This window comes from Nitrosomonas sp. Nm166, from assembly GCF_900112825.1.
In the GTDB taxonomy this organism is placed as follows: domain Bacteria; phylum Pseudomonadota; class Gammaproteobacteria; order Burkholderiales; family Nitrosomonadaceae; genus Nitrosomonas.
Genome location: NZ_FONE01000001.1, coordinates 77256 through 97658 on the forward strand (window position 1 = coordinate 77256; position 20403 = coordinate 97658).

A 20403-nucleotide genomic window follows, 5' to 3' on the forward strand; every position below is an offset into this window, starting at 1 on the left:
CGTAGATCAACTCGATGAGCTTTTGCTCAAATATTCTGATCAAGTAAACATTGAGCTTCTGCTAGCAAAAACACCGGTTATCAAGCAATCGTCACTTCTTCAGACAAATACACATCCTGAATCGCATTCAGTAGCTTGACGCCTTCGGCAAAGGGTTTCTGGAATGCCTTGCGGCCGGAAATGAGACCCATGCCGCCTGCGCGCTTGTTAATAACTGCTGTTCGAACAGCCTGGTGCAGATCATCAGTACCTGACTCACCGCCGGAATTAATCATGCCGATCCGTCCCATGTAACAGTTTGCAACCTGGTAACGCACCAGATCAATAGGATGGTCGGTTGTCAGCTCGCTGTACACTTTAGGGTGGGTTTTGCCGAATTTTAGTGCATTATAGCCACCATTATTAATAGCCATTTTTTGTTTGACGATATCGGCGCCGATGGTTACGGCTAAATGATTAGCCTGACCAGTCAGGTCAGCGCTGACATGATAATCCTTATCCGCGGTTTTAAATGCGCTGTTGCGCGTATAGGCCCATAATATAGTGACCATACCCAGATCATGCGCATGCTCGAAGGCTTCCGAAACTTCCTGGATTTGGCGGCGTGATTCTTCAGAACCGAAGAAAACAGTCGCACCGACTGCGCAGGCGCCCATATCAAATGCCTGATCTACGCTGGCGAAAAGAGTCTGGTCGAATTTATTGGGATAAGTAAGTAATTCATTATGATTAATTTTAAGAATCATAGGGATTTTGTGCGCATAATGCCGCGCCACGATGCTCAATACACCCAGCGTGGAAGCTACGCCATTGCACCCCCCTTCAATGGCCAGTTCAACGATATGCTTGGGATCGAAAAACATCGGATTGGGTGCAAAGGATGCACCTGCAGAATGCTCTACACCCTGATCTACCGGTAATAATGACAGATAACCGCTACCTGCCAGACGTCCATGATTATAGAGTGACTGAAGATTGCGCAATACGCTCGGTTTACGATCGCTCAAAGCCATCACTCGATCGACAAAATTAGCACCCGGTAGTTGTAAATTGCGCTTCGGTATTGTTTCGCAAACATGTTTCAGAAGAAAATCACTTTCATTTCCCAAAATAGTAGTCATGTCGGTCATTTTTTACTCCTTTATGTGCTGATGTGCCTGGATTGGATATCATGATAGCAAACGATCATGAATCATAACATTGTAATGTGATAACCCAATGAATGACATCACAGAAATTACCAAAACATTACTCAAATTTCGCGACGAGCGGGATTGGGCGCAATTTCATAATGCGAAAGACCTTGCACTGGCGCTGAATATCGAAGCAAGTGAGCTGCTGGAAGCTTTTTTGTGGAAATCTTCTGAGCAAGCAGACAGGAATCAAGTAAAAGAGGAGCTTGCCGATGTTCTGGCGTTTGCTTTTCTGCTGGCTGAAAAATACGGCTTTGATGTAAAACAAATCGTGCTGGAGAAAATGGAGAAAAACGCGTTAAAGTATCCCGTGGCAAAATCTAAAGGGATATCGAACAAATACGACGAGTTATAGTTACAGTCACTTTATTGTTAACCGCCACAATGAAGTGAGTTCCGCGGCGCGCGTAGCATGCAATGGATCGATAGTATCTGAAACACGGGGATGGGATGGTTTTACATCTGTTTTGCTCAACACCTTCAAGCCTGCCGCCTCAATAACAGCAAGCAATTCCGCACGGGTGCGCAATCCCAGGTGTTCGGCAAAATCAGACAGAATCAGCCAGCCTTCACCGCCCGGTGCCAGATGCGCGCTGAGGCCATGCAAAAATCCGTGCAGCATGCGGCTGTTCGGATCAAATACCGCATGTTCAAGTGGCGAGCTGGGTCGTGCCGGAATCCATGGCGGATTGCACACGATCAGTGCGGCTTGTCCTTCTGGAAAAAGATCCGCTTGCACCACATCAATCTGATTTGCAAGACCTAAACGGGTCATATTGTCACGCGCGCAGTTCAATGCGCGCAAATCCTGGTCAGTCGCGACAATGTGCCGAATGCCCCGACGCGCTAGTACGGCAGCCAATACACCAGTGCCGGTGCCAATATCGAATGCGACCGATTGCGTTGCAGCCAGCTTGGGCAGCGGAGCCTGTGCAACCAGTTCCACGTATTCGCTGCGAATCGGTGCGAAAACCCCGTAATGCGGATGAATACGTGCGTTCAATGTGGGTACTTCGACGCCTTTTTTGCGCCATTCGTAAGCGCCAATCAGCCCCTGTAATTCACGCAGCGATGCGATGTAGGCTTCTGTGGCTGGGCCATATGCTTCAACACAAGCCAAACGGACATCAGGTGCACGGCGTAACGGAATGCTGTGATCCGCTCCAAAGGGAATCAATAACTTATCTAAAATACGCGCGCGCTGCGATTGCGCCAGGCGATACCGATGAAAAGCCTCCGCAGGCGATAGCGTTAATTTCTGGCTTTTATGCACCAGTCGTTTTTTGTCTGCACGCCGCGCCAAAGCTTGCAGCAATTGGCGCGCATTTTGAAAATCACCCCGCCACAACAGGGCAGTGCCTTCACAGGCCAATCGGTAAGCGATATCCGCGGGCATACGATCATCACCGACCTGCACGCATTTGGGCGCTGGCAAGCTCTTTTCCGAACGCCAGCACGCTGATTTCTCTGCGCCTGCTTCATGCCAGCGAATAATGGGATGATCACTCATGTTGACAAACGCGGCAGAATCCATATAGCGGCGGCGTTGAAGCATAACTGCATGGAATAGTAAGAAAATTTATCGGTCATTGTTGAGATTTTAAGTTCAACCTATATTATACTCGTTACAAAATCTGGATTTATGATCGCATCCTTCATCCGCTTCCTGACTGTCATACCATAACCGGGCTGACAGACACCGTTAACTTCCTGGAGTTTTATGTCTTTCTCTACTTTCGGCTTGTCCGATGAAATTATTCGTGCCGTCACTGAACGTGGCTATACGGTTCCAACCCACATTCAATCACAAGCCATTCCAGCCGTATTGGCTGGTGGCGACTTGCTGGCCGGCGCACAAACCGGCACAGGCAAAACTGCAGGTTTTACGCTGCCTATCTTGCATCGTCTTTCCGATAAAAATATCAAGGGACCCGCCAGCGGACGCCCACCCATACGCGCTTTAATTCTTGTCCCCACGCGCGAACTCGCGGCACAGGTGGAAGAAAGCGTGCGGGATTATGGCAAATACCTGAAATTAAATTCCATGATCATGATCGGTGGCGTGAATATCAATCCGCAAATCACCCGCCTGAGAAGCCGCGTCGATATTCTGGTCGCTACGCCAGGGCGACTGTTGGATCATGTGCAACAAAAAACGCTAAGTCTATCGCAGATCGAAATTCTCGTGCTGGATGAAGCCGATCGCATGCTGGACATGGGGTTTATTCGAGATATCAAAAAGATTCTCGCATTACTGCCCAAGCAACGACAAAATTTATTATTCTCGGCCACATTCTCGAATGAAATTCAGGCGCTGGCGGATAATTTACTCAACAAACCCGTACTGATCGAGGTCGCGCGGCGTAATTCGGTTGCCGACAAGGTAACGCATGTCATACATCCAGTAGATCGCGAACGTAAACGGGATCTTCTTGCCCATTTGATTAAACAACATCGCTGGTCACAGGTATTGGTATTTACCCGTACCAAGCACGGCGCCAACAAGTTGGCTGAGTTTTTGATGACAAATGGCATTCCCTCACTCGCCATCCATGGCAACAAAAGTCAGTCGGCGCGCACTCAGGCATTGGCAAAATTCAAGACAGGCAACCTGCAAGTATTGGTAGCTACCGATATCGCTGCACGTGGTATTGATATCAGTGAGTTACCCCATGTCGTCAACTTTGAGCTACCGAATGTAGCTGAAGATTATGTTCACCGTATTGGCCGCACGGGCCGTGCAGGCGCAGCAGGAGATGCGGTGTCGCTGGTGTGTACCGATGAATATAAGCTACTCACAGGGATCGAAAAACTGATCAAGCGCAAATTACCCAATCAGATGATTGCCGGCTTTGAACCTGATCCAGGCATTAAAGCCGAGTCGATAAAAAACAGTCGCGGTGGTGAGTCACGTAGCACAACATCTTCACGCAATCCGCCAAAAAACCAAACCACTAAAAGGCCAGCAACTAAGACCCCCGCTGGCTTTGCGCGTCCAATAACGAATCGTGCGCTTGCGCCACGTCGTGCTGGGGGGCGGGGACTTTAACACATTATCTGAAAGCTGCCAAAACCAAGTCTAAAACCATTGAATGATATGTTTTTCTGCATTATGTCAGTGAGAATGGATTCCACGCAATCTGAAGCGCGGGCTTCAAGCCGCGCTTGGCAAGCCAGTCCTAATTCATCGAAAGATAACAGCCACCGCAGTATCAAACTTCCTTAAGCTGCCCACTTCCTGCCATGGCTCGCGTAGTCGAGCATCAAATGAAATATATTGTCGCATTTCTCGCGAAACAGTACACGGTCATAGCTTTGGGGCAAATCTCGATCCAGCACCTGCTCGACCGTGGAACGCACTACCCGCTGGGTTTGCGTATCCTTGTACCAATCCTGAACCAACACCTTGGGATGTTCTTGCAGCAAACGATGCAGTAATGATTTTGCTGCCAGTTTCACTTTCTGCGTTTCGTCCTGCGTCATTTTGTCTTTTTTCAATAAATCAAATAATTCCAGTTCATCTTCAGTTAATCCTTCCCGGATATGGCGTTCATCTTCCGCGCGCAAATCCTCGGTGAATTTCATCAGATCTTCATAGTAGTTTTCAGCCGATGAGCCACCGGCATTGTAAGTGTCGATAATCTGCTGCAATCGTTGTACAAAATCAGTGCGCGTTGCATTTTGCTGCAGCATCAATTCCAGTTTATGCTGCAGAAAAGCGCGCAGATCGGCGATCTCAATATGTTTGTAGGCTGCCTGTTTGAATTCCTCACGTAGCTTATCGAAATTGATTTTGCTCAAATCCCAGGTCTTGCCTTTCTTAATAAGCTGATATTCCGGAGTCTCTTGTTGCGAGCTCAATGTTTCTGCACCGTCCACCACCACACTTTGATCGAGCAATTCGGCAATTTTCCGAGTGACTGCATCAATATCCTGCTGCTCGATGAGGCTGTCGATGACGCCGCGTAAATATTGGAACACCGCCACCGCGCACACTTTTCCGCGGTTATCACGCTTCATGATTTCCGGCTTGCATGCCTCATACAGTGATGAAACAGTGTTTTCATATACATTAAACGCCTTGCGCCAGTCATCGTTGGCTAGCAACGTATCGGCAAACTGGTTGAACTTCGCGATATTCTTGAACACATCGCTGCCATTCAGCACGTCATTCAGCGACACGCCCTTTTCGTGGCAAAACGCAAGACCCTGCTCAATTGCGTCATCCAGCAGGCAGAACAATTCGGCTTTTTCCTTTACCGGCGGCTCGTCTTCCTCGTTTTGGCCTTGCGCATAATCTCGCAACGCCAGCTTCATGTTGCGGAATACATTGTAGTAATCCACAATCTCGCCGTTGCACTTCTCGATGCCATTGAATTTCCATGACGTCACACGATTGGCGCGGGCGATGGTTTGCATCAGCGTATGACCTTGCATCGGCTTGTCGAGATACAGCGTCGAAACCGTCGGCGCATCGAATCCAGTTAGCCACATCGCGCAGACAAACACCAGTTGCAAGGGATGTTCCGCATCCTTGAAATTGTATTCGATATCGTGACCATGCTCATCGACCCTATTCATACGTTCGCGATGCGGTTGGATGTTTAGCCCTTCATCCGCATCTTCACTGACGACCACCGCCATTTCCACCGCGCGCATATACTCCACCATCTGTTTCAGTCGACGCTTTTCGGCATCATGAGTAGATTTGTGGATCGTGCCGAGCAGGCTCGTGATCTCTTCTTTCCACAATCGCTGCACCTTATCGTACATTTTCACGGCGGTGAATTTATCCACCGACACCACCATTCCTTTACCCAAGTAGCCGCGCCGGGGGAAGTGATAAACGATGTCCCGCGCAATCGTCTCAAGACGGCTGTCGCGCTTGATGACTTCCACCTCTTTAGCAAAGCGCTGCTCCAGCTTGGCCTGTTGTGCTTCATCCAGATTCTCATCCTCCAGAATCTGGTAAAACTCCTCGCTCAATCCCTCGTTCTGGATCAACACCTCCGGTACGCGCTTCTGGTAAAACAATGGCACCGTCGCGCCGTCATCCATCGACTGTTGAAAATTGTATTCCGACACGTAACCGCCGAACCATGCATTGGTCTTGCGCTCGCGCCCGAGCAGCGGCGTGCCGGTAAAAGCCAGGTATTGCGCCTTTGGCAGCCCCTTGCGCATGTTTTCCGCCAGCGACTTGTATTGCGTGCGGTGCGCCTCGTCGACGATCACGATAATGTCGTCGCGCGCCGACAGCTCCGGGTATTCCTGTCCCTGCGGCCAGCGGAATTTCTGGATCAATGTGAACACCACGCGCTTGTTCTGCCCGAGAAACTTGCGCATTTCTTCGCCATTTTTCGGTTGCGCGGCCTCGGCCTTGCCCACCGTACCGGTATGCAGAAAATTGCGGTAAATCTGCCCGTCCAGATCGTCGCGGTCGGTCACCACCACGAAGGTGAAATTGCCGGTCTGCTTGCGGAAAATTTTACGCGCGTAAAAAATCATCGAGAAACTCTTGCCCGATCCCTGCGTATGCCAGAACACCCCGAGTTTGCCGTCCAACTTGCCGCGTTTGAGAAAAACACCATACGCCCGGTTTACGCCGATAAACTGATGGTTCTGCGCGATAATCTTCGAGCTATCCTTGTAATACAGAACAAAATTCTCCACGTAATCGAGCAATCTTTGCCGCGGCAGCAACCCCGCGAGCACGCCTTCCAGGCTGGTGCCCTGTTCCTGGATCGCCGTGCGGTCGATTTTTTCCTTTTCGTCGTCGGCGCGCAACCAGTTAAAAAAATGCTCCCACTGCGCCGTAATGCTACCCACCTTGGTTTCGATGGCGTTGGACAGCACGCAAAACACATTGGTCAGAAAAAGTTGCGGAATTTCTGCCTTGTAAGCGGTCAGATTGTCATCAAACGCATTGCGCAGCTTTACGTTGGAATTTTTCAGCTCGATGAATACCAGCGGAATGCCGTTCACGTACAGCAACACATCCGGGCGACGGAAACCGCGCTCGCCCTTGACCCAGAGTTGAGTCACGGCCAGATAGCGATTGTTTTCCGGCGCATTGAAATCCAACAAATAAATACGCTGCTGCTGGCGCTGACCGGTATCATCGTCAAATTCGACCGGAATGCCATCGCGCAGCAAACCGTAGATTTCCCGGTTCGCCGCGATCAGCGTCATCGCCTGTCGCCGGTCAGACAGCTTTTCCAATGCGCTCTCAATGGCCGTATGAGGAATTTTCGGATTCAAACGCCTCGCCGCTGCACGCACCCGGTCTGCCAAAATCACATCGCGCTTGCTGGAACGATTCGAACCGTCGTTCAAGTCCTCTGCGTTTTCCGTATAACAGTCAAGCACGTCGAAGCCGTGCAGATGCTGGAGCTTCTGCACCAAGGCTCGTTCGATCTGATCCTCGGAAATGAAGTTAGGCATCAGCGTTCAAAAGTTTCCGGTTTATAAATAAAAAAACAAGCTTTCATTTAACTAAGCCATCACTTAAGTTAAGGGAAATGGATTTCCCTTAACTAGTGAACAAGGTTAAGTAACGATAAAACACGTAAGCGCGTCCACGTTGCTGTCCGGTGATTTCCTGCAATAGCCCTAATTGTTCGAAATCCCGGATCAAGGCATTCGCTGTTGGCGAACTCACGGATAGATTTCGCTCAATGTCAGCCGCCGACACAATGGGCTTACGATACAATAAATTCAACAACTGCCGCGCATTGGCAGCGCGTTTGCCCAATGTCAGCACAGCGAGCTCCACCTCGGTGCGCAGCGCCAATACCTGCCCGAAAACGTCGCGTCCCTTGGTCGCGGTTTCCGCCACACCTTGCAAAAAGAAGCGCACCCAGTGAATCAGGTCGTTCGATACCCGCACGCCCATCAGTGCATCATAATAACTCGCCCGGTTGCGTTCGAAAAAATCCGACAAATACAACGATGGTTTCTCCAACAAGCGGTGGCTAACCAGATACAAAGGAATGAGCAAGCGGCCAATACGCCCATTGCCGTCAAGAAACGGGTGGATGGTTTCGAACTGATAATGACTGATCGCCACGCGAATCAAGTGCGGCACCACAATTTCCTCATTGTGCCAGAATGCTTCCAGATCGCTCATCAAATCAGGCACGCTATCCGCATGGCAGGGAATAAACGCGGCATCCGCCAGGCTGGAACCGCCAATCCAGTTTTGGCTGGTGCGAAACTCGCCCGGCAGCTTATGCTCTCCGCGCACGCCGCGCATCAGGATTTCATGCGTTTGTTTCAGCAGCCGGTTCGACAGCGGCAGACGTTTTAATTCAGCAACCGCGCTATTCACAGCATCAATGTAATTACGCACCTCGCGCCAGTCATTGCGTTTTTCCGGTGAATCTGATCTTCCGACATCAGCGCCTCATCGATACCGGTCTGCGTGCCTTCAATGCGGCTGGAAGTCTGCGCCTCCTTCACCACGTGCATTTCAATAAACAAATCAATATCCGGCACGATCAAAGAAAAAGCATTCAATTCCCCGAGCGCCCGGTTAGCCGCTTCCAGCAGGGCGTTGATGGTCGCATCTTCCCATACCCATTCATGATTCACCGGTACCGGTTCGAAACTCTTGTACTGATAGCGCTGCTGCCAAGCACCGGCTTTAAATGTTTCAAATTTCATGAATGCTCTTCCATGCCGGGCGGTAATTTGATATCGAGATGTTCGACCGACAGTTTGCCGGAGATGAGGCGGGGGAGAAGCATATCTCGCATTTTAACCAGTTGCGTGTTTGCTTTTCCTAACAGATCAGCTTCCGCATAGAGCGGTTCAGCAATTGGCGCAAATTTGTTTTGTAATTGTATTGGCGGAATAATGATTTTCTGCTGCGTTATTAAATCCGGCTTCAAATGTAAAACGTTCGCACCATTGGCAAATTCTTTTATGAAATTGGCAAAACCTGAATGCCTCATGTAAGCGTATAAAAAAGTCTTGTGAATGTTTTTTGGTACCAGCTTTACTGTATCAAGAGAGATGACAGCACCTTTCTCCCCTAGATCAGGCATACGAGCAACTCGGCCAATAACTGCCCGGTCTTGTGTCATGTCCGTTACGGCCATCACAACATCATTCTGATAAACCACCTGCTCTGATCTGTACCGCCCTGAATAATACTTCAATCCATCTTCACGATAGCCACCGCCACGATTAAAGGACTTGAGGCTGATAAAAGGCATGTGTCCTCTATCGTCTGTTAGCTCCTCGGCAGCATAGGATTTGCCTTTCACTAAACTAAAAAACATGGATGCTTTGTCAAAGCTCCATCCTTCCGGCACACCTTTGACCTTCTTCACCTTCTCATGACCCGGAAAGCGCATGCGCACAAACCATTCGCGGTAGATTTCCTCGGCCATCTTCTCCAGCAGCGCGATGCGCCGCTGGTTGTTTTCGATCAGTTCGTCGTAGGCGGTGAGAGTAGCCGTAATTTTTTTCTGAGCTACGATGGGCAGAGCTGGAAAGCTTATTCGACGAACGATATCCTGATTTAGTGAACTCATGGTTGCACCAAATGAACAGAGTGCTTGCATCCAGTCCTGATGTGCTTTTGTCTTGAAGTAATGGGACAGATATCGCCCACAAATATCCTGACTTTTGATCCGTAGGCGTAGACAATCCGACCCTTGAATCCATCCATTGACGGTTTCGTCGATGAGTGCATGCCGTTCCACTGCACCTTTGCGCCCAAATACAATATCGCCCTTGCGCAGGCGATGTTGATGGAGTTTCTCTGCCTTGGCATCGTTGAGATATTCGAGGTCTTCCTTCTTTACGTCTCCGAAGCCAATGTTGCGGACATTAATAACAGGAATACCCTTATCAACGTATTCGCTGGCTTTGAGTTGTGTACCGAAGGGACCTGTTTGCAAACTGACCTCACCAAGGTTTTCTAATTCTGCGATTGTACGAAAGGAGTGGGAACTCATAAATCTCCTACAATCTGTGCGACATTATGACCGATCACTGCTTCTAGCTCTCTCGCTATATCATTCAGGCCGGACAATTCATCATTCATCGCCAGCAGTTCTGCAATAAACTCTTCCTCGCTCTTGCCATCTTCCTCAATCACCACGCCGACATAGCGCCCCGGGTTCAGCGAGTAATCCTGTTCCTTCACTTCCTCAGGCGTGGCCAGTTTGCACAGGCCGGTGACATCCTCGTATTGTGCGTTGGGAAAGCGTTCCTGCAGCCAGTGGATATGCTGAAAGTAAAGTTCGGCATTTTTCACTTCCTGGTGCAGTTCTTCCAGTGCGGTCCTGAGCGTGCGGGTACGCCGGTCGGTTGAGGTGCGCTTGCCTTCCTGTTGCGCCTGTTCGGTTTGCTGCTTTTCATGCTGGCGCACGGTCTTGTCCAGGCGCTTCAAGCCATCGTGCAGTGCGGTAAAGAACGGATCGAATATGGCGCGCAGTTGTTGTTGTGCTTGGTTAATGGTGTTGATGGAAGATTCCTCACATGCGTTCGGAATGACATTGTCATTTCCGCCACCTTGACTGTCATTTCGACCAGCGGGAGAAATCTTGTAGTGGGCTAAAGATCCCTCGCATCCCCCCGGAATGACACTCAAGTTTTGTTGCAGGTATTGCTGATAGTGACTCTGGAGTTTGTCCAATTCCGCCCAGTGCTGCACTAACTCACCCACCGCCCGTTTGCCCGCTGCATCGTCCAGCACGGCCAGCAATTGCGTGCAAACCGGTTCGACTTTGGTTTGGTTTTCAACCAATTGTTTCATGCCCGCGGCAAAGTAACGGCCGATCAGTTGCACAAATTTTCCGCGCTGGCCTTTGTGCAAGTGGCTGATGATGGCGATGTTCTGGATCTGTTCTTCGCTGAATTCGCGGTGCGCCCGGTCGATCTGGGTGAAGATGTTGCGCGCATCGATGAACAAAATCCTGTTGTCGTTCTTGGCTTTATCGAAAAACCACAGCGTCGCCGGGAGCGTGACGGTGTAGAACATGTTCGACGGCAGCGTCAGCACGGCGTAGATGAGATTCTGCTCGATCAGCGTTTTACGGATGTCGGCTTCGGAGTGGCGCGCATCGGAGGCCGAGTTCGCCATCACCAATGCGGCGCGGCCTTGCGGCTTGAGTGAAGTAGCGAACAGGCTGATCCACAGGTAGTTGCCGTTCGGCACTGTTTCCTTGCCTTCATCGGCTTTCTTCACTTTCGACTTGTTGCGCGGGATGCCATAGGTATTGAAGCGTTTGTCCTTTTCCACGCTGGAGAGGCTCACGTCGTCGACGTTGAACGGCGGATTGGCGAGCACGTAATCGAAGCGCCCGAAACTGTCATACGGGTCTTCATAATAAGTGTTGGCCTGCTTGATCTCGCCGCGCAGGCCGTTGACCGCCAGATTCATGCGCGCCAGCTTGACGGTATCCTGCGTTTTTTCCTGGCCGCAGACATACACGCCACTGTCCGCACCTTTCAGTTCATTACGATGCGCTTCGATGAACTGGGCGGATTGCACGAACATACCGCCGGAACCGCAGGCGGGATCGAACACTTTGCCGCCGTGCGGTTCGATGATCTCGACCATCAGGCGCACCACGGAACGCGGCGTGAAGAATTCACCGCCCTTCTGGCCTTCGCTGCGCGCGAATTCGCCCAGGAAGTATTCGTAGATCTGGCCGAACAGGTCGCCGCTGGCATTCTTGGGAATGTCGGCAAACGTTTTCAGCAGTTGTTTGGGAAGTAGCTTGTCGGTGCGCGTCAGTGCCGCATATTCTTCTTTCGGCAGCACGCCTTCGAGTTCCGGTTTGTATTGCTCGATCGACTTCATCGCTTCCTTGAGTGCCATGGCGATGTCTTTTTCTTCCGGCAGATTCAACAAGTATTCGTAACGCGCATGATCGGGCAGATAAAAGCCGCATTTTTCGATCGCGATTTCCGACATCGGTTTCTCGCGGCGCGTACCTTGCAGCTGCTGATATTCGGCTTCGATTTGCTTTACATGCTGACTGTATTTATTGTCGGCAAATTTAAGAAAAATCAGTCCCAGCACCGGTGTGGAATATTCGCTCGACTTCAGGTCGGAATTCGCGCGCAGTTTGTCGGCGGCACTCCACAGATCAGCTTCCAGTTTCTTCAGTTGATATTTGTTCATGAATCTTATTGATTATTTTGTTATTCCAGAAGCGCAGCTATGTTAAAACAAAATCATTGCGATGGATGACATTTAAGAGTAAAACTTTAGTTGACCGGATCAATAACTTCAAGATAGGAGGAATGATAATGGTAACTCCATTTGCAACTGAGATTTTGCAACAAGCGCTTCCCCGCAGCATTCGCTCAGATGTGTCACTGCCGCGGCGGCAGCAATATTATCCCTCACCTGCTGACTGGCGCGATGAGGTGCTCTATTTCTTGCTGATTGATCGCTTTAGTGATGGCCAGGAAGACAGACGGCCGTTGCTTGACCGGAAAAATCGCAAAGCGGCGCGGCCGCCAGGGCATGACGGGCAGGATTGGCGCTGGGATCGCTGGGCGGAATCCGGAGCTTTCCGCTGGCAAGGCGGCACGTTCAAAGGGGTTGAATCCAAGCTTGATTATCTCAAGGCGCTCGGTATCTCAACCATCTGGTTGAGCCCCGTTTTCCGGCAGCGCGGACATCTCGATACGTTCCACGGCTATGGCATTCAGCACTTTCTGGATGTGGATCCCCACTTTGGCACGCGTTCAGATCTGGTTGATCTGGTCGCGGCGGCTCACCAGCAGGGTATCCGCATTATCCTTGACATCATCTTTAATCATTCCGGGTTTAATTGGGTTTACCCCAACGGTAGCGCAACACCCGCATTCAAACCCTTTCCGCAGCGTTATGATTTTGGCTCATGGCTGGGTCAGACAGGACAGTCCATTGGCGCAACCGTCCGCAATGGGGATGAAGGCGTGTGGCCGCAAGAATTTCAGGATCCTAATTGTTACAGCCGTGCCGGATTAGGTGATCTGGGTAGCGGCAGCCTGGAAGATCGGCATGCAGAACATAAACGCACGGATTTCTTCACGCTGCGTGACTTTGATCTGGATCATGCAGATGTACTGAGTAACCTGGCCGAGTGCTATAAATACTGGATTGCACTGACTGATTGTGACGGCTTTCGTATCGATACGCTCAAGCATGTCTCGTTTGAGCACGGCCGTAATTTCTGCGGCACCATCAAGGAGTTTTCAGCCAACATTGGCAAAGCAAATTTCCTGCTCGTTGGCGAGGTGGCCGGTGGTGATTTTGCGCAGGATCGCTATCTCGATGTGCTGGGACGCAATCTTGACGCGGCGCTCGATATCGGCGGCATGCGGCCAACCCTGCACTTTGTTGCTAAAGGGCTCATGCGCGCAGATGCTTATTTTTCCGGCTTTGATCCAGGAAATGCCGAAATGGGCTCACACCGGAATATTGGTCAGCGGCATGTTTCCATTCTCGACGATCATGACCATGTGATCGGTGAAAAAACCCGCTTCTGCAGCGAAGCCACTTCCGATCAGCAAATTGCCGCTGCCGTGGCGATTCAGTTATTCACCCTCGGTATTCCCTGCATTTATTATGGTACCGAGCAATCATTCGCCGGCCCGGAAGAATCGGAGCGAAAATTTCTGCCAGGATACAAAGGCGGCGATCATGCTGACCGTTATTTGCGTGAAGCGATGTTCGGGCCATTGCACCCCAGACGTGCTGGCCTGGCGGGACTCGAAGCCAGTACAGATGACGAAGACTCCACTTTACCCGGCTTTGGGCCTTTTGGTACGGCGGGAGCACACTGTTTCCAGACTGATTTCCCGACTTACCGACGCATCGCGGCGCTCACAGCCCTGCGCAAACAATTTCCAGTCTTGCGTCAGGGCCGGCAATATTTGCGCCCTATCGCTAATTTTGGTGCGCCTTTTGGGCTTGGCGCCGCAGGCGAAATCGTCGCATGGTCGCGCATTCTCAATGACGAGGAAGCGCTTTGTATCGTCAATTCGCATGGGCATGAAGCTCGCGGCGGCGATGTGATCGTCGATGCCGATCTCAATCCAACCGGCAGTGCAATGGTGGTGAAGGTGAATACACAAGAAACGGCAAATGGCTCTTCTGCCGGAATTTCTCACCCCATCGGTTCTCATCTGCCAGTGAAACGAATGAATAATGGTACAGCGTATGTGGAGATCAGGAATGTGCAGCCATCTGAGGTACTGGTGCTCGTCAATCACCCTTAGCTATCGATTAGTCACCGATTTGACATCATGGTCAGTAGCACTTCACAGATCGGCTTCCAGCTTTCTCAGTCGATCTTTGTTCCTGATCCCGAACTAACGGCATTGTTGCTCGGTCGTATTATTTTGGAGTAGTTCTCATTCTGTACTTAGAGCGAGAAATCAATGGTTGATTCACTAAAGATTCCTCGCCGTGCTCGGAATGACAAGTGCGGGTTATTCAATGCTTTTCAAGCAATGCAGTGATAATCAATCTTCAGTCTTCGGGAAAGAGAAACCATACTCATGAAAACCATGCAATCCAGAATCACTTTGCTGTCATTTTCATCGTTCGTAAAACCGGCTTTCATCCTCGCGCTGATCTTGCTGATTCCCATACCCTCTCAAGCATCCGAAGCTTTGCGCATCAAGCCGCATGAAGCGCCAGATGTCTGCAACACGGATATCGCTCAGGTCAGGGTCACTGTCAACGGCGTAGGGTCTGGCGGTATTTTAAATGTTGGGCTGTACGATGATCCGGACAATTTTCTGTTCAAAAAAGGGCGCAAACGCACCGTGCGTATTCCGGCCGCAGAAGGACAACAAAAGGTGTGTATGAATCTTGAACAAGCCGGCACGTACGCCGTAGCCGCCTATCACGACAGGGATGGAAACCGTAAATTGAAGCTGCGATGGAATATGTTGCCAGCCGAGCCTTTCGGTTTATCGAATAATCCTGAGCAGCAGACCGGTTTTCCAAAATTCAGTGACTCCGCATTCACTACCGGTAGCCTTGGGGCAGATATTGTGATTGATCTCAAGCAACCCAAACAACGCCGAATTCATTAAATCATGCGCATGCTATTGAGTTTCCTCATCATTATTCTGGTGATGCCTTACGTGTCCATGGCTTTACTGGTCTATATTGACCAATCCCGTCTGGTTTATTTTCCACAGCAGCGGATCAGTACTACCCCAAGTACCATCGGGCTGGAGTATACGCCGCTCAATATCACCACAGCCGATGGCGAAACACTGCACGGCTGGTGGGTGGCCGCGCCCGATGCCAAAGGCACGGTGCTGTTTTTTCACGGCAACGCCGGAAATATTTCCCATCGCATCAATTATCTCAAGATGTTCAATCAGCTTGGCTATAACACCCTACTGTTTGATTATCGTGGCTATGGCCAAAGCAGCGGCACTCCCTCCGAGTCCGGCACATATCAGGATGCGCAGGCTGTCTGGCGCTATTTGACTGAGACTCGAAATATTTCACCCGCGCAGATTGCATTATTTGGTGAATCATTGGGAGGGGCAGTTGCCGCCAAGCTGGCTACCCATGAAAAACCCGGCTTGCTGGTGCTGGCTTCCGCATTCACTTCCGTTCCCGATCTGGCCACAGAGATTTACCCGTTTTTGCCGGTACGCTGGCTCGCCCGTTTTCAATACAATACGCTGGAATCACTGCAATCGATTACCTGTCCGGTTTTTATTGCCCATAGCGTGGAAGATGAAATCGTACCGTTTGCGCATGGTGAGCGTTTGTTTCAGACAGCCTCAGAACCCAAGCAGTTTCTGACCCTGGAGGGTGGACACAATACCGGCTTTGTTTTTAAGCAGCCAGCCTGGATAAAATCGTTGGGAACATTTATGGATGCTCATATGGTGGATAGGAGAGCTACAGAAAGATTGTGATTATTATCGATTATCATTCAGTTTCAATTGGCAATCGAGAGGAATATCGGCTTCTAACTTATTGGTTTACCCGCACGATACAAAGCGATGGTACCGGCTACTGTGCGATAACACGTAGTTTCTTTCACTTGACCGAATCCGGCATCTGCCATAAAAACTGGTAATAAACCTAGAATATTATCGTGCACTTCTTCAAACCAGCGCACTATCCATGAGATCAGCCACATGAATGAATCGTGCGGTTTTCCGAAATCCGCGATATGCAGTTCGCCACCAGGTTTTAGTACGCGGTATGCTTCTCTGAGCGCCTGCTGTTTATCCTGCTGTGTCAGGTGATGCAGCATCAGACTGGCGAATATTCGGTCAAAGCTCTCATTCGCATAGGGTAGCGCAGTTGCTACACCCTGTTGCAAGGTGATGTTTTCTCCTGTTTCTTCAGCTTTTTTTCGCGCAATATTCAGCACCTCAGGATCCACATCCAGTCCGTAGACTGCGGCATGCGGTTCGGTTTGTTTGATCATCAGCGTAAGCGTGCCTGTGCCGCAGCCCACATCCAGCACGGCTTGACCTGACCGAATGCGAGCTTGCGCGATTAACGAAGTCTTTAACGTTGTTTCAGAAAACAAGTGCCGCATCACTGGATCATACCAGCGCGTGAGCCAGTGGAAATGAAATGCCGGGGTATAACGCGCGTGTTTTTTCATGATTTAATTCCATTGCTATTTCATTACCAGAGTCCTGCTAAAGCAGGTTTGGCGCATCACATGATTCAGCAGGGCGGTTTTACCGCTACCAAGAAACCTTGCCAGTAAGTGTAACTGGCATAGCGATTATTTGTCGCAGAACATCAGGTAATGTAATTTTGATGCTTATCCCGAAGTCTGACAACGCGCGCATACGCCACGCAATTCTAGTTGTTTGTGCGCAAGCATGAAGCCAGTAGTCTGAATACTACGCTCGAGTTCTTCGATAATGCGTTTTTTGATGCCGACTTCCTTGACGCTGCCGCAGCGATCACAGATCAGGAACTGCGGTGTTTCATGTTGATGATCGCAGGCAATATGTGCGCATGACATATACTGCCCGGCAGTTTCCAACTTATGTACCAGTTTTTCCTGAATCAGAAAATCCAGTATGCGATAGATCGACATCACCGGTAGCGATTCCTGGAATTGCGCTTTATACCGATCGAAGATTTCATAGGCGGAAAGCGGCGTGGTAGATGCCAGCAATACCATCAGTACATTTTTACGTTTCTGAGTCAGCTTAGTACCCCCTGACGCGCAAACTTCTTGAGATTTATTGATGAGTTTCTCAATATCAGCCGGCATTTTATTATATCTTCAGAGTCTTAAAGGTCAGATCATTTCTGATGTTAAAAATAAAAGCATACCACGCGAATATGCTTTCAGATGCAAATCCATTTCACCGCACATTTCTTTTAGCCAGCTCGGTGCTTGTTGCGCATGCTCAAACAGAATTTTCCTGTATCCAATATTAGACACATCCACTCGCCGTTCTCAACAGCAATGATTTCCGCTTCTGTATTCGTATTCAGGCAACGCAGAATGCGCTGTGTAATTGTCCAATTCTTCCAGATTCACCAAATCATTTCCTTGAGCCATACATAGCATGCTGCGCTCATATCCTAGTACTCCAAAAAGCCGGAACGTACAGTTACCGGTAGATCAGTTTGCATTTCATTTCATGTATTAAAGTATCCATTGATATTTGTTATGATATAACATATCATTTATAATATGCAATATTGATTCTTATCCTCTATTCAAGGGTCAGTGAATTTTCAGCACCTCGAGAAGCCAGTTTTTAGCAAATTATCTTCAAGCAATTGTTTAATCCGGCTTTATTGTGACGAGGTCTCGAGGTGTTCTTTTTTCTTTTTAACTAATTGTTGTGTTTTCAATAGCAGAATACCTACAAACGATGAATTTACGAAGTAATAGCGCGTACGTACAAAACTTGAAAGGTTCGGCATGAAGGCAAAATGGGCACTCGAACATACCTTTCAATGGTCATTTATCGTCTCAGTATGCCCCAACTGGCTCGAAGAATAGCAGTTGGCATTATTTTGGTATGGTTTATGGGATCAGCTGAACAAACATTAGCAGAACATAATTCCAAGAGTCCTGGGTCTATCAATGCGCCGCTCGAATCCCCCAAGACCAATTCCGCAATCCAGCTGACACCGATAAATATTATCGGCGTTACACCCGATCAATTACCTAAGCCGAGTGCCAGCACATTGAAAGGTCGCGCACTGCGCTTGCAGCAAGGAGATACCCTTGGCCAGACCTTGCACGAAGAACTGGGAGTCAGCAATGCATCTTTTGGTTCGGGTGTCGGTATACCGGTAATACGCGGCTTAACCGGCTCACGGGTACGCATACTACAAAGCGGCATTGGTACCCATGACGCAACTACCCTCAGTCCGGATCACGCAGTGGCGATTGATCCCTTATTTGCAGATACCATTCAAATCATGCGCGGCCCGGAAGTAGTTCGCTATGGCGGCAATGCCATTGGCGGCATCGTTGACGTAAACGATGGCCGCATCCCTGATAAAAGGGTTAAGCAACCGATCAGCGGTTCTTTTGAGAGCCGTTATGACACGAATGGCAATGGCACGCATTCTGCATTCAAACTGAATATGGGAAAAGATCGGTTCGCATTTAATGTCGGTGGTTTTTTTCGCCACCGCAACGATATCCGCATCCCTGGCAAAGCGATTGATGAAGCATTCGTGGAACAGCAATTTGGCCTGACTGAAATTCACAATGTCACGGGGAAAATCCCCAATACCGATAGTAAAGGCTTTGGCGGATATACTGGTGTTTCGTGGCTCGGCAATAACATCATGGCGGGCATGTCCGTCAGCCATACCGATAATCGCTATGGTATCCCGAAAGGCAGTCATCATCTCGATCCCAATCATCTGGATGGCCTCGAAACAATTCTGCCAAACATTAAAGACCTGACGGGGTTTGAAGATATCTTTGGCCCGCAAGCGTTATTCCCTAATATCCGCTTCCATATGCATCAGACCCGTTATGATTTCAAATCCGAGTGGTATGAACCGATGCGCGGAGTAGAAAGCGTCAGTTTCCGCTATGGTTTGGTTGATTATGGGCATACTGAACTTGAGGGTGGCTCTCCATTCACCAAGTTTAAAAATGACGTCGGTGAAGGCCGCGTCGAAGCACGACACAATGCATTGCCAAACCTGACCGGCACCTTTGGCGCACAGTGGATCAATCGGAATTTTTCCGCGCTTGGTGTCGAAACGTTTGTTCCACCAACCAAGCAACAGTCTTTGGGTATCTATACCACACAAGATTACACGTGGAACAACTGGATATTACGCGGCGGTATCCGCTTCGAACATGCCCGCATCGATCCCAGCGCAAACGAACTGAAATTGCGCGGTAGCGCGCTGCCGCCAGTTCCATTACCTAACTCGCTAGATTACCAGGCAGTTTCCGCCTCCGCTGCGTTGCAGTGGAATCCACGGCAAGATACCGCATTAACGCTAACCTTAAATCGCGGCAAGCGTCCGCCCGATATTCAGGAATTACTGGCACTCGGACCCCATTTATCCACGCGCAGTTTTGAGATTGGTAATGTGCAATTAAAAAATGAAACCGTGAACATGGTTGATCTGGGCCTCGACTGGAAATCGGCACGAGTCAGCTCGCGTATCAATGGTTATTACAACCGTACCGACGATTTTATCTATTTGCGTAACACCGGACTGGTATATGAAATCGACAATGAAGTGATCCGTCAGCGTTGCGTCAGCGACGCAGAATGTGTGTCAATTTTTGCTTACGACCAGCGTAATGCCGAGTTCGCCGGTTTCGAAGCCAGGGTTGATACAACCCTTTATCAATTGCCGCGTGGCAATAATGTATTGTTGACACTGTTTTCCGATTATGTGCGTGGGCGTTTCGTTAACGGTGATCGTGACGACGTTCCTCGCATGCCGCCACTTCGTTATGGCGCTGAGTTGGGATTTGGCAATCAAACCTGGAATAGCGCGCTGCGCTATACCCGTGCAGAAGCGCAACATCATCCCGGCAAAAATGAAACACCCACGGATGGCTATCATTTATTGACCGCATCAGCGGACTATCAACTCAAAGCGGGCAAATGGGGTGATCTATGGCTATTCGCCAAAGGGTATAACCTGCTCAACGAAGAAATTCGCAACTCAGTCTCCTTTTTAAGAAATTTCGCCCCGGAACCAGGCCGCAGTTTCATTTTCGGGGTACGAGCAACCTTTTAGGAAGTG

15 protein-coding genes and 1 pseudogene are annotated in these 20403 nt (G+C 49.6%); 6 read left to right on the plus strand and 10 right to left on the minus strand.

Going from position 1 to position 20403, the window contains the following annotated elements:
* Positions 1 to 80: 80 nt before the first annotated feature.
* Positions 81 to 1130: a class I fructose-bisphosphate aldolase gene (locus tag BM021_RS00370; RefSeq protein ID WP_090717375.1), complete on the minus strand. Its 1050-nt coding sequence runs from the start codon at positions 1128 to 1130 to the stop codon at positions 81 to 83.
* 88 nt (positions 1131 to 1218) lie between these two features.
* Here BM021_RS00370 and BM021_RS00375 point away from each other — a divergent pair, with 88 nt between their 5' ends.
* On the plus strand, positions 1219 to 1548 hold the full coding sequence (locus BM021_RS00375; protein ID WP_090717377.1) for a nucleotide pyrophosphohydrolase: 330 nt from the start codon (positions 1219 to 1221) through the stop codon (positions 1546 to 1548).
* A gap of 6 nt (positions 1549 to 1554) precedes the next feature.
* On the opposite strand, the gene BM021_RS00380 is transcribed toward BM021_RS00375, so the two are convergent.
* Positions 1555 to 2703, minus strand: a complete 1149-nt coding sequence (locus BM021_RS00380; protein ID WP_090717553.1) for a methyltransferase — start codon at positions 2701 to 2703, stop codon at positions 1555 to 1557.
* Between the two features lie 210 nt (positions 2704 to 2913).
* Here BM021_RS00380 and BM021_RS00385 point away from each other — a divergent pair, with 210 nt between their 5' ends.
* Positions 2914 to 4242: a DEAD/DEAH box helicase gene (locus BM021_RS00385; RefSeq protein ID WP_090717380.1), complete on the plus strand. Its 1329-nt coding sequence runs from the start codon at positions 2914 to 2916 to the stop codon at positions 4240 to 4242.
* 173 nt (positions 4243 to 4415) lie between these two features.
* Here the strand turns inward: BM021_RS00385 and BM021_RS00390 are convergent, their stop codons facing one another.
* The 5 genes from BM021_RS00390 to BM021_RS00405 form a co-directional block, all read right to left on the minus strand.
* Positions 4416 to 7634, minus strand: coding sequence for a type I restriction endonuclease subunit R (locus BM021_RS00390; RefSeq protein ID WP_090717383.1), 3219 nt, complete (start codon positions 7632 to 7634; stop codon positions 4416 to 4418).
* 88 nt (positions 7635 to 7722) lie between these two features.
* Positions 7723 to 8541 carry a Fic family protein gene (locus tag BM021_RS00395; protein ID WP_256207693.1) on the minus strand — a complete coding sequence of 273 codons (819 nt, stop codon included), beginning with the start codon at positions 8539 to 8541 and terminating at the stop codon, positions 7723 to 7725.
* Positions 8517 to 8855 carry a Fic/DOC family N-terminal domain-containing protein gene (locus tag BM021_RS15880; protein ID WP_256207694.1) on the minus strand — a complete coding sequence of 113 codons (339 nt, stop codon included), beginning with the start codon at positions 8853 to 8855 and terminating at the stop codon, positions 8517 to 8519. The genes BM021_RS00395 and BM021_RS15880 overlap by 25 nt, the downstream gene beginning before the upstream one ends.
* Positions 8852 to 10156, minus strand: coding sequence for a restriction endonuclease subunit S (locus BM021_RS00400; protein ID WP_090717385.1), 1305 nt, complete (start codon positions 10154 to 10156; stop codon positions 8852 to 8854). Before BM021_RS00400 ends, BM021_RS15880 begins: the two co-directional genes overlap by 4 nt.
* Positions 10153 to 12333 (minus strand): type I restriction-modification system subunit M, encoded by a 2181-nt coding sequence (locus BM021_RS00405; protein ID WP_090717388.1) that lies wholly within the window; start codon positions 12331 to 12333, stop codon positions 10153 to 10155. The genes BM021_RS00400 and BM021_RS00405 overlap by 4 nt, the downstream gene beginning before the upstream one ends.
* A gap of 128 nt (positions 12334 to 12461) precedes the next feature.
* On the opposite strand from BM021_RS00405, the gene BM021_RS00410 reads away from it, so the two are divergent.
* The 3 genes from BM021_RS00410 (at position 12462) to BM021_RS00420 (ending at position 16094) form a co-directional block, all read left to right on the plus strand.
* Positions 12462 to 14423: an alpha-amylase family glycosyl hydrolase gene (locus BM021_RS00410; protein WP_090717390.1), complete on the plus strand. Its 1962-nt coding sequence runs from the start codon at positions 12462 to 12464 to the stop codon at positions 14421 to 14423.
* A 282-nt stretch (positions 14424 to 14705) separates the two neighbouring features.
* The gene (locus tag BM021_RS00415) at positions 14706 to 15248 is read left to right on the plus strand and encodes a DUF2141 domain-containing protein (RefSeq protein ID WP_256207695.1); all 543 of its coding nucleotides are present in this window, start codon (positions 14706 to 14708) and stop codon (positions 15246 to 15248) included.
* 3 nt (positions 15249 to 15251) lie between these two features.
* Positions 15252 to 16094, plus strand: a complete 843-nt coding sequence (locus BM021_RS00420) for an alpha/beta hydrolase (protein ID WP_177186260.1) — start codon at positions 15252 to 15254, stop codon at positions 16092 to 16094.
* A gap of 53 nt (positions 16095 to 16147) precedes the next feature.
* On the opposite strand, the gene BM021_RS00425 is transcribed toward BM021_RS00420, so the two are convergent.
* The 3 genes and pseudogenes from BM021_RS00425 to BM021_RS00430 form a co-directional block, all read right to left on the minus strand.
* Positions 16148 to 16798, minus strand: a complete 651-nt coding sequence (locus BM021_RS00425) for a class I SAM-dependent methyltransferase (RefSeq protein ID WP_090717393.1) — start codon at positions 16796 to 16798, stop codon at positions 16148 to 16150.
* Between the two features lie 15 nt (positions 16799 to 16813).
* Positions 16814 to 16906: pseudogene (locus BM021_RS16480) on the minus strand (GTP-binding protein); the annotation flags it as partial.
* A 57-nt stretch (positions 16907 to 16963) separates the two neighbouring features.
* The gene (locus tag BM021_RS00430) at positions 16964 to 17425 is read right to left on the minus strand and encodes a Fur family transcriptional regulator (protein ID WP_090717396.1); all 462 of its coding nucleotides are present in this window, start codon (positions 17423 to 17425) and stop codon (positions 16964 to 16966) included.
* A 674-nt stretch (positions 17426 to 18099) separates the two neighbouring features.
* On the opposite strand from BM021_RS00430, the gene BM021_RS00435 reads away from it, so the two are divergent.
* A complete protein-coding gene (locus BM021_RS00435) occupies positions 18100 to 20397 on the plus strand; it encodes a TonB-dependent receptor (protein WP_090717398.1) in 2298 nt (765 codons plus the stop codon).
* Positions 20398 to 20403 lie beyond the last annotated feature (6 nt).